The following is a 12,062-nucleotide window of genomic DNA, read 5'->3' as shown; positions in this document are numbered from 1 at the left end:
AGCGGGCGTTTATCCACAACTATCCCTTTCTTAGGCACAAAAAAGGCTGTCACATAATCTGAATTTTACTTTTAAATATGTGACAGCCTCTAATTATCTATATTTATTTAAAAATTATTTCCAAGCAGGTATATAAGCACCCTTGTATGTATCCTCTATAACTTTCTTTACATCATCACTTTGGAATGCCTTTACAATCTTTTTGTAAGTCTCGTTGTCCTTATCCTCGCTTCTTGCAACAATAACATTTACATACGGGTTGTCTACTCCGTCCTCTACCTTCTCAAGATAGATGGAATCTGTCTTAGGATTAAGACCGTTGTCTACAGCGTGACCGCCGTTGATTACGGCAGCAGCCACATCCGGTAAAAGACTTGGTGTATTGGCAGCCTCAACCTCTGTGAACTTGATATTCTTAGGATTTTCTGTAATATCGCTGAGTGTAGGTGTATATCCTGCGTCAGGATTTACTTTGATAACTCCTGCACTCTCAAGTACCTTCAATGCTCTTCCGCCGTTTGTAGCGTCGTTCTGGATTGCTATTGTATCGCCGTCCTTAAGTTCTGAAAGATCTTTAATCTTCTTTGAATATACTCCTAAAGGTGCAATGATTGTATCGCCTATAGCCTCAATCTTATAGCCGTTGTCCTTGACATCATTTGCAAGGTATGCCTTGTGCTGGAATGCGTTTAAGTCAATTTCCTTGTCATTTAACGCTCTGTTAGGCAATGAATAGTCTGCAAACTTTACAAGCTCAACTGTAATACCCTCTTTTGCCATAGCCTCTATTACAGGGTTCCACTGCTCATTGTTCTCACCTACGACACCGATTTTTACCGTTGTATTACCTTCGGTCTTTGCAGCGTCGGCCTTTGACTCCGCGCTTGTGCTCTCACCTGCAGCACTGCTTGTATCCGCCTTCTGACTTGAACCGCATGCTGTAAGTCCCAAAGCCAATATTGCGCCGATTGCTAAAAATTTACTTAATTTTCTCATAATATAATAACCTCCATGAATTTTTCTATATAACAAGGGTGATTTTCACCCTGTGATCTTAATGTGTTGTTTTCTTTATTGCCTTGTTTCCAAGACCCTGTATCAAGCTTACCATTATAAGTATAATAATTACTGTAGCATATGTTACATCTGTTTGATTTCTCTGGTGTCCGTATCTTATCGCAAAGTCTCCGAGACCTCCGCCGCCTATAGCACCCGCCATAGCGGTAAGTCCTAAAAGTGAGATAAATGTAATCTGTACACCTCTTATAATACCCGGCAGACTCTCTCTTAAATATACTCTGAATATAATCTCTATAGGTGATGAACCCATGCTCTGTGCCGCCTCAATAAGTCCATTATCCACCTCGTATAAAGCACTTTCTATCTGTCTTGTAAAGAAAGGCACAGTACCGAATACAAGCGGAAGTATGGCACCCTTTGTTCCTATTGCGGTTCCCACCACCATTCTTGTAAAAGGTATCAGTGCCGCAAGCAATATTACAAAAGGAATTGACCTGAACACATTTATCAGCTTATCCATAATATTGTAGATAAAGGCGTTTTTTAATATACCTCTCGGAGAGGTGACCACCACTATAACACCGAAGATAAGACCGAAGATAAGTGAAATAGCACCTGAAAGTACCATCATATTTATGGTCTGAACGGTTGCATCTATTATCTCATTGGGTTTAGCCGATACATTTGGTAAGAGAATGTACAATATTTCTTTCATCCTTTATCACCTCCACTCCTACTTCCTTATCCTGCAGATATTTGATTGCGTCATCTATATCCGACTTTTCGCCGCTTACTATCGCCACCGTACCGCCTATAGGTGCATCTTTTACTATCTCAACATCCGCATAGATAATATTCAAATCTATATTAAACTTTCTGGACACTTCGGAAATCAGTGCCTCCGAAGTATTGGCTTTCTTATAGCTAAGCCTTAGTATGACCTCGCCTGCCTTTAACTTGGCCACATCCGAACCTGAAGCTATCAGTCCTTCTATCTTTTGAAGGTTTGAAGTGGTCTTTATAAAGTCCTTTGTAATCTGATGCTTTGGATTTGCAAAGATTGAGAATACATCTCCCTCTTCCACCACATTTCCGTCTTCCATTACAGCCACTCTGTCACAGATCTGCTTTACAACGGCCATCTCATGTGTGATGACTACCACTGTAAGTCCAAGCTTTTTGTTGAGACTTTGCAAAAGATCCAAAATAGACGCGGTAGTCTGCGGATCAAGTGCCGATGTCGCCTCATCACATAAAAGTACTTTCGGGTCGTTTGCAAGTGCTCTTGCTATAGCAACTCTTTGCTTTTGACCGCCTGACAACTGACTCGGGTATGCGTTTTCCTTATCGGCTATATCTACCAAAGACAGAAGTTCTCTAACCTTTTTTCTCTTCGCTTCCTTTGAAAGCCCGCTTCCGAAAAGTGAATACTCCACATTGCCTGCCACCGTTCTGGACGGCATCAGATTGAAGTGCTGAAAGATCATTCCGATTTTTTTCCTTGCACTTCTTAAATCTCTAGCTTTAAGGGATGTCAAATCCTTTCCGTCAACAAATACTTTACCTGCATCAGGCCTTTCCAAAAGATTTATACATCTGACAAGTGTGGATTTTCCCGCTCCGGAAAATCCTATAATGCCGAATATCTCCCCTTTATCAATCACTAAAGATACATCTTTGACTGCATGTACAGATATATTGCCTTCACTGAAAGTCTTTGTAATATTTTTCAGCTCAATCATTGTATCTTTATTTCCTCTTTCCTATTATGTTAGTAGGTATTATAAAGCACCTGCAAAAAAATTGCAAGTGCTTTATTTTTACATTATTTACTTTTTCCTATTTTCCATATGCCCGGACAAAATAAAAGGAGCATAGGATATAACTCAAGTCTTCCTGCAAGCATATCAAAGGTCAAAACCAGCTTTGAAAAATATGAGTATATATTGAAGTTTGCCATAGGACCTACCTTGGCAAGTCCGGGACCGATATTGTTAAAAGTTGCGGCTATAGCTGTAAAATTGGTCTCAAAATCAAAATTATTAAGTGATAATAAGAACATTGAAATAGCATAAATCATTATATATGTGAGTATAAACACTCTGATGCTGTTAAGTACAGGTTTTTCAAGCACCTTGCCGTCCATCTTGATAGTCTTTACACCTCTTGGATGAATGTAATATCCTATCTCCTGAAATACCGATTTTACCATAACTACAATTCTTGAAACTTTGATACCGCCACCTGTACTTCCTGCACAGGCACCGCACATCATCAGGAATATAATTATATTTCTTGAAAGCTGCGGCCACCTGTCAAAGTCTGTGGTGGAATATCCTGTAGTGGTAATAATGGAGCCGACCTGGAATGCCGCATGATTAAGTGCTATAAAGATATTATCAAAATATCCTCTGATATTCACTGTAATAATCACAATTGCAGCAAGTATAATTCCGAAGTACCACCTTACCTCTTCTATCTTAAAGGCTTCTTTCTTGTGCTTGCCCAAAAGTACAAAATAAGCATTGAAGTTTACACCGAAGAGTATCATAAATATAGTAACTACCACCTGTATTGCATATGAATAGCTTGCCATACTGTCGGCCTTTACTCCGAATCCTCCTGTACCTGCAGTACCGAATGTGATACAGAGTGCATCGAATACAGGCATCTTTATAATTACCAATATAACAAACTCTATAACGGTCATTACAAGATAAATAAGATACAGAATCTTTGCAGTATCTCTTAGTCTGGGTACAAGCTTTCCTACTACAGGACCCGGGCTCTCCGCCTTCATAAGGTGCATATTGTAGCCGCCGGCCATCGGAAGTATGGCAAGCAATAATACAATAACACCCATACCGCCTACCCAGTGTGTAAAGCTTCTCCAGATAAGTGAAGTATGGCTTAAGCTCTCCACATTCTCGAGTATACTTGCTCCTGTTGTTGTAAATCCCGACACAGTTTCAAAAAGTGCATCAATCATGTTGGGAATCTCACCGGTGACTACAAATGGAATCGCTCCCACCACACTTAGTACTATCCAAGACAGCGCAACCATTACAAAGCCTTCTCTTGCATAGAATGTGTGCTCAAACTTTTTCTTACTGGAAATCAAGTATCCTATGATAGCAGCTATAATTCCTACCATCAAGTAGGCAAAACCTTCATGCTCACGATATATAAGTGATGTCACCGCCGGTATCAAAAAACAGGTAGCTTCCAACATCATTACTTTTCCTACTATATAAAATATGATTGAATAATTCATTACTTTAATATATCCTCTAAATTCTGCATGCCGGTAATCTTTGTTATTACGATAACTGAATCGTTCTTTTGTAATGTAGACTTACCGTTCGGTATCATTACCTTGCCCTCTCTTATAATACCTGCAACAAGTACACCATCTCTTATAGGCATTGCCTCAAGGGTCTTATCTGTCATACCGGAGTCTTCCTTGATATAAAACTCAAGAGCCTCTGCCTCACCATGTATTATCTTATAAAGTGCTTCTACATTATTACTTCCAACACTGTTTTGCAAACCTCTAACATATCTTACGATGTACTCCGCAGTGATATGCTTAGGATAAATCATACTTCCAAGGTCGAACTTCTCTATAATATCATCAAATGAGATACGATTTATCTTGGTAACTATCTTTGCATTCGAAACGCTCTTTGCGTACAGTGAAAGGAAAGCATTTTCCTCATCTATACCTGTGAGTGAAACAAATGAAGAGCAATTCTCAATACCTTCTTCAAGAAGTACATCCTTATCTGTAGCATCTCCGTGTATAATTACCGCATTCGGCAACATTGCGGAAAGTTCTTCACATCTCTCATGTGATTTTTCTATTATCTTTACCTTTATGCCTAGAGGTATAAGCTGATTAGCCAGATAATAAGCAATGGTTCCGCCGCCTACTATCAATGTATCCTTTACCTCATTACTGCTACAACCTACTTTTTTGAAGAAGTCTCTGGCATTCTCTGTAGATGCAACAATACTTATAATATCACCGCTTTGAAGTACAAAGCTTCCGTTCGGTATGATAACATCTTCTCTTCTTTCAACCGCACATATCAGTATATCGGATTTTATATTCTTACCTACATCAATAAGACTTTTTCCTGCCAATATATTGTCTTCTTCTATCTTATACTCCAAAAGCTCCACTCTGCCTCTTCCGAATGTATCTATCTCTATTGCAGACGGAAATCTTAAAAGTCTTGCCATCTCTGTAGATGCGGCATACTCAGGATTTATAGTCATTGCAAGCCCAAGCTCTTTTTTCATAAATCCGATATCCTGACTGTATTCAGGATTTCTGACCCTTGCTATCGTATGGTCCGCACCTGCCTTCTTTCCTACCATACAGCAGAGAAGATTCAGCTCATCCGACTCTGTAACCGCAATCAAAAGATCCGCCTCTTCCACACCTGCTTCCATCAAAATAGAATGTGTTGCACCGTTTCCTGTTACACCCATTATGTCAAGTCTGGTTGCCAGAGCTTGTACTACAGATTCATCTGTATCAACTATTGTTATATCATGTCCTTCTACACTGAGTTGTTCGGCAATAGTCGAACCGACCTTACCGCAACCTACAATTATTATCTGCATTTCTATCTCCATTACTGAAATACTTAATTATACCTATAAACGGCATTTGCTTATTGTAGCATACCGAAATTATATTTTCCACATTTACATTGTCTTCTTTACTCCGGATACCTATTTTGCTATACTGTAAAAGATATTACTATTTACTTGGAGGTATGTATGAAGATACAGAATATCAAAGATGTTGAGGCATTTTTTAAGGTTGTAGATGAGTGCAAAGGCACTGTTGAGCTTGTTTCACCTGAAGGCGACAGAATCAACTTAAAGAGTAAGCTTACACAGTATCTTTCAATGGCAAATATCTTTTCAAACGGCTATATAAAGGAACTTGACCTTGTGGCACATGATAAAGAGGATGTTGAAAGACTTATAAAGTTTATGTATCAGGGAGAATAAAAAAGAGGGGCCTAGGCCCCTTTTTATAATGCATTTTCATTCTTATAATTTTCCACTATTCTGTACTTTCTGCTTGGGCTTGTTGTGTCATACCGCTTTTGGTATACTCCGTCATCGTCCACCCAATAGTAAGTTCCGTTCACGGCAGACTTTATATAGCAGTTTACAAACAGATATGAATCTTTGCCGAAGCAATAGTCTTTACCGGCTATATTCTTCCACTGTGACTTGGCATATTTATAATCTTTTTCCACATACCACCATCTTTTATTGTCATTGTAATCTTTTACCCATCCGCTTACAAAGTTTCCGCTTATATACCCTCCGTCTATATGAAACCAAGGGTTGTGCCTGCTTGCGATTCTACCTGTCGCCTTCACTACACTTCCATCATCAAGATTTTTTACAACGGCTGCCGATGTATTCGGGGACATTCTTACTCTTATGCCGCTGCCTGCTATGGTAAGCTTTGCACTTATCGGTATCTCATTGTAACCGGTGCTGCTTTTACCTTCATAACTCGGTCTTGCAAATCCCACTATCTTATAGCCTCTGCCTGATAAGCTTCTGGTTCTGCTCATCACCATGCCGCCGTTTGCAATATTTCCGCTGCCTGTATTCCCCTCTATTGTTTCATAAGTTCCGTCACCGTTTACGGCTGTTACCAATCCGGCATGATTTACATTTCTGCCCCTTCCTGCCGCATCGGTTATAATAAGTACGATGTCACCTCTTTTTCCTGTAGAAAACAACATCCCCTTATTTTTATAGTGGGTGAGTACGGCTTCGGTTGATGCGGTCTTCATACCGTCACAAAATATACTCCCGGCGCCGCTCATTCTGAAAATATCCCACAAAAACACCATACACCACGGATAAGTAATACCGCCGTTATCAAAAACCTCTCTGCCGTAATAGTCCGTATTGAACACTACATTATTGCTCTCAGGCGGATTCTCACTCACACCGATATATTCTCTTGCCTTGCTTATAACATTGTCAACTGCAGCCATATATCTCCTTTCAAAAAAGACCGCAGAAAACTGCAGTCTATACTTTTATCACTTTATTTTGATATCTCCGTCAACTATCTCTATCTTACCCTCTTTTAAAAGATGACCGACAGCCCTCTTAAATGCATTCTTACTAAGTTCAAGCTCAGCCTTTATTCTGTCGGGAGAAACGCTCTCGTCAAACCCTAAGCTTCCGCCCCTTCTTTCCATTATACCGTATAAAACATCCGCATCCTTTACAAGTTGCACATATGCTTTTTTTCTTGGGCTTAGATCAAGCTTGCCGTCCTCTCTCACTCTGATTACTCTAAGGTCAAGTCTGTCTCCCGGCTTCACATTTTCAAAGTTCTCGTTTGGAGGAATCATGCCGTTATACTTATCGTCTACAGCGACAAAGATACCCATCTTTTTGATTTCAAATACTGTACCGACCACTTCATCGTCTTTTTTGTACGGGCTGTTTGTCGACAGGCGAGAATAAACCTTTGCACTGGCTGCAAGTCTGTGACTCTTGTCCTCATACAGATATACAAGTACCTCGTCTCCCTCCTTTACCTTACCTAATGTCTCCTTAAAAGGCAAAAGCACATCTCTTTCAAGTCCGATGTCCAAAAATGCACCGATTCCTGTAGTCGACTTTACAAAAAGTCTGCCAACCTCGCCTACCAAAAGCTTAGGCTTCCTTGTGGTTGCAATAAGTCTGTCTTTGCTGTCACGGTATATAAATACCTCAATCTCACTTCCGACTTCACAGTCTTTAGGAACCTCCTTCATAGGAAGCAGCACATCTTCACCGTTTCCGTCTGTAAGATACACACCGAAATCCTTTTTTCTGTCCACCTTAAGACTCTGTATCTTTCCTAATTCCATAACTCCCCCTTAATAATCAAACTTAACAACAGCATATGTATCACCGTCTTTATCCGCCAAATTTATAATATAAGAATTTTCGTTCTTTGTAATTCTCGGCAATATTATATCATGTAATACGGCTGCTTTCTTATATTGTACACCTATTTTTTTTACTTTAAAATCCTCGTCGATAAGGTTTCTTGCCTTACTGACATATATTGCATTGTTCATATGATGATTTGTATCCAGGTCGTTCTTAGTGACAATGATCTTATCACCAAGCTCATAATCACTTGGAATATCAAATTTTCTGACAATTTTTGTCATTTCCATGTGTTTATCATTCCCTGCCAGATACTTACCAAGCGCCTCATCTGTAGGTTTTGTAGGCCTTTTATTGTCCAAATCGTAATGAAACCATATGGAATCCGCCTTAACCAAAAACTTACCGTTTTCATCCTTTAGAAAGAAATTTCTAAAACCGTAGAAGCTCTTAAAAGCATATGCAAATGTGCCCACTTCCACTCTTTGTCCTAGAACCGGCAATCTGCTTATATCTATCTGCCATGAATTTACCCACCAGGCTTCTCTCTTACCCTGCAGATACTCTATTCCAAGTCCCAAATCTTCAGATTGAAATGTTGAACAGTCTTGGAATAAATTCAAAAGCCCATGTAATGACAGCTCTCCGTCTTCCCCCAACTCACTGTATCTGATTCTTTCATTAAATGAATACATTATCTACCTAACCTAACCTTTTAAGAGAGATTTGAAATATTCAAATATGCCCTCACCTACAACCGTATCATCTCTTCTTTGCTCATATGACATTCTTTCAGGATGAAACTGTGTCGCCACTATTGGCAAATCCTTATGAAGCAGCGCTTCACAAACTCCGTCATTTGCTTCCAAAACGGATATCAGACCTTCACCGATTTTTTTTACTCCCTGATGATGTGCCGAATTCACAAAAAACTCCTTGCCGTACAGGTTTTCAAACAGATTGTCCCCTACAATACTTTTCACACTGTGTACGCTGTCAACTCCGTTTTTTCTTGAATGTGCATCTTTTGTCTTCAAGTCCTGATATAGACTCCCTCCAAAGTACACATTGATAAGCTGCATACCTCTGCAAATGCCGAGTACAGGCTTTTTTTCCTTTACAAAAGCATCCAAAACATCACACTGTGCCTTATCAAGCTCTCTGTCAGGCTCATCGGAGCCGTTCATCTCTTCGCCATAATATTTCGGATCCATATCTCCGCCGCCCGGCAAAAGTAATCCGTCACATTTTAGCGCCTCAGCTATATCAAGTGTATTTATAACTTCAATATTGTTTGCTTTCAATGCCGCAATATAATTTGTTAAGTTTTCCGTCCCTGCCAGTGCCACCTTCATAAAAATTCCTCATCCATATATACTAAAAAACTCCCACAAACTTCTGTTTGAATGGGAGTTTTAAGAGCTGGGCTACTAGGATTCGAACCTAGAAATGCTGGAGTCAGAGTCCAGTGCCTTACCATTTGGCGATAACCCAAAACTGACTTTAATAGGATACTGCACTTATATACATTTGTCAATAGCAAAATGAACTTTTTTTAAAAAATTTCAAATAAATAGAGCCTATTAAAAAGGCCCTATCTTATAAAAAATTTTATTCCCATCTTTCAAATAAATCTTCAAACTTCAGTGTGTCATCTTTTTTAATAACTTTACTTCTTCCATCCCCGTAGTCATAGCTAAAGGTTGTCCACAAGTTTCTCTTTCCGAATCCTATTTTTACAAGTTTATCCAGAATGATACTGCCCTGTGGAAGCTCTTTTTTCAAAAAGTCGCAAAGTTCATCAAGAGTTTTTATATCGACAAAATCATTTATACCCTGCTTAAAGGTTATAGACTTATACTCATTGTCGTCTTTATCATAAATCCTTATATGCTTCATATTTTGATTGAAGTTATTTATTCTCTCGGCTGTTTCATTGCCCTCTATAAGAGAAAAACCTCCCTGCATATAGGCCTTTTCTATCTTATAATCCTTTAATGTATCATCTTTCTCGGTTTCTCTTTCGATGTTCACATTTTTACCGTCATACTTTACATCATAAATATCGCCTTTAAAATCCATATATTTTAAGCGTGAACAGGTAGCATTTGCAACCATGCATTTTACACTTGCCTCTTCCTGAAATCCTTTTTTAAGGCTTGGCTTTGAAAACTCTTTTTTATCCCCTTTAGACTTTGAGTATTCAGCCATATCATCGTCAGAACTTTTAGGCTTTGATATATTCATCATTAGAGAAACCGCTATTATCGCTACCGCAACTGCCGCTATAATAATTACATTCATACCTTCTTTCTTACATCCGCCTTTTTATCTTCTTTAGCAATAAGTACCATACAGCTTCTGCCTTCAACAGATATTGTTCTCTGATTTTTGGCCTTAACAACTTCTTTCTTAAAAGGTAAATTTATATCGGCTGTATTTACAAGCACATTCCAAGCGCTTCCCCTCTTTATAGTAGGGAGTGAAAACTCGTGGCTGTCCCAATGCATATTTAAAATAATATATACATCCTGTTTTCCTTCTATAAGTACTCCCATCTGCCTGTTGTAATACTCAAAGTCAGGTTTCCAAACCTGCATTCCGTGTATGGAAATCTTATGCTTATCATCATTTGTCAGAATATACTTTCTTCTAAAGTCAAGCATTTCTCTAAAAAAGTGTAGAAAATCCTTGTTCTTGTTTACAAGCTTCCAGTTAAAATGGTTTGTATCATTGTCCTGACAGTAGGTATTGTTATTGCCGCCCTTTGACTGTAAAACTTCATCGCCGCTGCACACCCCTATGGCACCTCTTGAAATCATCAAAAGAAAGATTGCATTCAGATACATTCTCTTTCTAAGATTCATTACCTGCAGTTTCTTTGTATCTCCCTCAAAACCGCAGTTCCATGAGAAGTTCATATTTGAGCCGTCCGCATTGTCCTCACCGTTGTCTTCATTGTGCTTATAGTCATACCTGTATATATCCGCCAGTGAAAATCCGTTGACATCCGCAATAAAATTCATATAACCGTTCTTTCCGCTAAGAACATTTGAGACGAAAGGAACCATGCCCTCATCACCCTTTAGGTACTTTCTCATATTGTTCATATAGTCATAGTCCATGGAGATAATATTGGCGGATCTGATATCATATATCTTATTTGAAAAAATAAACTTAGAATCGAGAAGATACGGATCTTTTACAATCTCGTCACAGTAGTTGACTCCTGCAAGATGAAAACCGTCTATATGATATTCAAGCTTCCAAAATCTGAGTACATCTATAATATAGCTGATACTTTTTCTGTCAAAGAAAAATTCCTGTATAACTCCTATTCCTGCTTCATGCATGGACTTTACCATAGCCTTATACTCATTTACAGGATTTCTGTATCTTCTTGTGGCATAGCTTGCCTTAGGCGCAAAATTAAGGCTGTTTGTATATCCCCAATAATTGAGAGTTATCTTCTCTTTTTTCTCTTTCTTTTCCTTGTCAAACAGTGAGAAAAAGCTTCCGGCGCTTCTTATAAACTCGTCAAACTCTGTGGCCGGCATTATATCTATAAAATCCGCTCCGATTTCTTTCAGATAATCAACCTTTTCAAGAATTCCTTTAAATGTACCCTTGTCCACTATCCTTGAAGTATTTGACTTTGTAAATCCCCTTGCGTGAAGTCTGTATATAAATGAGGAATCTAAAGACTTATCCTCTATATCCTTCACATTTTCAAGGTCATTTCCCCATTCAAAAGCGGCTATATATACAGGGCTTCTTCTCGGATTGTCTATCAGACTTACTTTTCCGAAGCTGTCTCTTCCTGAAAAGCTTTTGCCGTACTCATCCGCAAACAGCCCTTTCTCGTCTTCAAGCGCATACTCGATGTTCTTTTTCAGGCGCATATCCACCTGCATAAACCAAACATCACCTATTCGTGATTCAGGCGGAAACTCTATTTTTTCCACCGCCTCTTCCATATTTCTCTCATAAAGGTTTATATAAAGTCTCTTACACTTTCTTATAACCTTTATGCAAAAAAAAGAGGGCGTGACGGTAATTCCTGTCGGATAATAAAAACTCTTATCTCTGTCAACTCTTACTGCCAT

The 12,062-nt window shown here is 38.9% G+C and carries 12 protein-coding genes and 1 tRNA gene; 1 reads left to right on the top strand and 12 read right to left on the bottom strand.

Annotation, left to right across the window (positions count from 1 at the left end; translation table 11 throughout):
- Positions 1–114: 114 nt before the first annotated feature.
- The 5 genes from ACO6FI_RS06320 to trkA form a co-directional block, all read right to left on the bottom strand.
- Positions 115–996 carry a MetQ/NlpA family ABC transporter substrate-binding protein gene (locus ACO6FI_RS06320; RefSeq protein ID WP_485456607.1) on the bottom strand — a complete coding sequence of 294 codons (882 nt, stop codon included), beginning with the start codon at positions 994–996 and terminating at the stop codon, positions 115–117.
- 58 nt (positions 997–1,054) lie between these two features.
- Complete coding sequence (locus tag ACO6FI_RS06315) at positions 1,055–1,735, bottom strand: methionine ABC transporter permease (RefSeq protein ID WP_485456606.1); 681 nt, start codon at positions 1,733–1,735, stop codon at positions 1,055–1,057.
- Positions 1,692–2,762 (bottom strand): methionine ABC transporter ATP-binding protein, encoded by a 1,071-nt coding sequence (locus ACO6FI_RS06310; protein ID WP_485456605.1) that lies wholly within the window; start codon positions 2,760–2,762, stop codon positions 1,692–1,694. The genes ACO6FI_RS06315 and ACO6FI_RS06310 overlap by 44 nt, the downstream gene beginning before the upstream one ends.
- A gap of 83 nt (positions 2,763–2,845) precedes the next feature.
- Entirely contained in the window at positions 2,846–4,294 is a 1,449-nt protein-coding gene (locus ACO6FI_RS06305; RefSeq protein ID WP_485456604.1) for a TrkH family potassium uptake protein, read from the bottom strand.
- The gene (trkA, locus tag ACO6FI_RS06300; RefSeq protein ID WP_485456603.1) at positions 4,294–5,652 is read right to left on the bottom strand and encodes a Trk system potassium transporter TrkA; all 1,359 of its coding nucleotides are present in this window, start codon (positions 5,650–5,652) and stop codon (positions 4,294–4,296) included. Before trkA ends, ACO6FI_RS06305 begins: the two co-directional genes overlap by 1 nt.
- A gap of 159 nt (positions 5,653–5,811) precedes the next feature.
- Here trkA and ACO6FI_RS06295 point away from each other — a divergent pair, with 159 nt between their 5' ends.
- A complete protein-coding gene (locus ACO6FI_RS06295; protein WP_009446958.1) occupies positions 5,812–6,048 on the top strand; it encodes a hypothetical protein in 237 nt (78 codons plus the stop codon).
- Positions 6,049–6,071: 23 nt separating this feature from the next.
- Here ACO6FI_RS06295 and ACO6FI_RS06290 read toward each other — a convergent pair whose 3' ends face one another.
- The 7 genes from ACO6FI_RS06290 to ACO6FI_RS06260 form a co-directional block, all read right to left on the bottom strand.
- Positions 6,072–7,061, bottom strand: coding sequence for an SH3 domain-containing protein (locus ACO6FI_RS06290; protein ID WP_485456602.1), 990 nt, complete (start codon positions 7,059–7,061; stop codon positions 6,072–6,074).
- Between the two features lie 48 nt (positions 7,062–7,109).
- Positions 7,110–7,931, bottom strand: coding sequence for a CvfB family protein (locus tag ACO6FI_RS06285; RefSeq protein WP_314609536.1), 822 nt, complete (start codon positions 7,929–7,931; stop codon positions 7,110–7,112).
- A 9-nt stretch (positions 7,932–7,940) separates the two neighbouring features.
- Entirely contained in the window at positions 7,941–8,651 is a 711-nt protein-coding gene (locus ACO6FI_RS06280; protein ID WP_485456601.1) for an acyl-[acyl-carrier-protein] thioesterase, read from the bottom strand.
- Positions 8,652–8,663: 12 nt separating this feature from the next.
- On the bottom strand, positions 8,664–9,311 hold the full coding sequence (locus tag ACO6FI_RS06275; protein WP_485456600.1) for a gamma-glutamyl-gamma-aminobutyrate hydrolase family protein: 648 nt from the start codon (positions 9,309–9,311) through the stop codon (positions 8,664–8,666).
- 67 nt (positions 9,312–9,378) lie between these two features.
- Positions 9,379–9,450 (bottom strand) — tRNA-Gln (locus ACO6FI_RS06270).
- 117 nt (positions 9,451–9,567) lie between these two features.
- Complete coding sequence (locus tag ACO6FI_RS06265) at positions 9,568–10,260, bottom strand: hypothetical protein (RefSeq protein ID WP_485456599.1); 693 nt, start codon at positions 10,258–10,260, stop codon at positions 9,568–9,570.
- A complete protein-coding gene (locus tag ACO6FI_RS06260; protein ID WP_485456598.1) occupies positions 10,257–12,062 on the bottom strand; it encodes a glycosidase in 1,806 nt (601 codons plus the stop codon). The genes ACO6FI_RS06265 and ACO6FI_RS06260 overlap by 4 nt, the downstream gene beginning before the upstream one ends.

It is taken from the genome of Lachnoanaerobaculum sp. (genome assembly GCF_057250505.1).
Note: the sequence above shows the minus strand (reverse complement) of the source record. Positions and strands in the feature narration are given on the sequence as shown.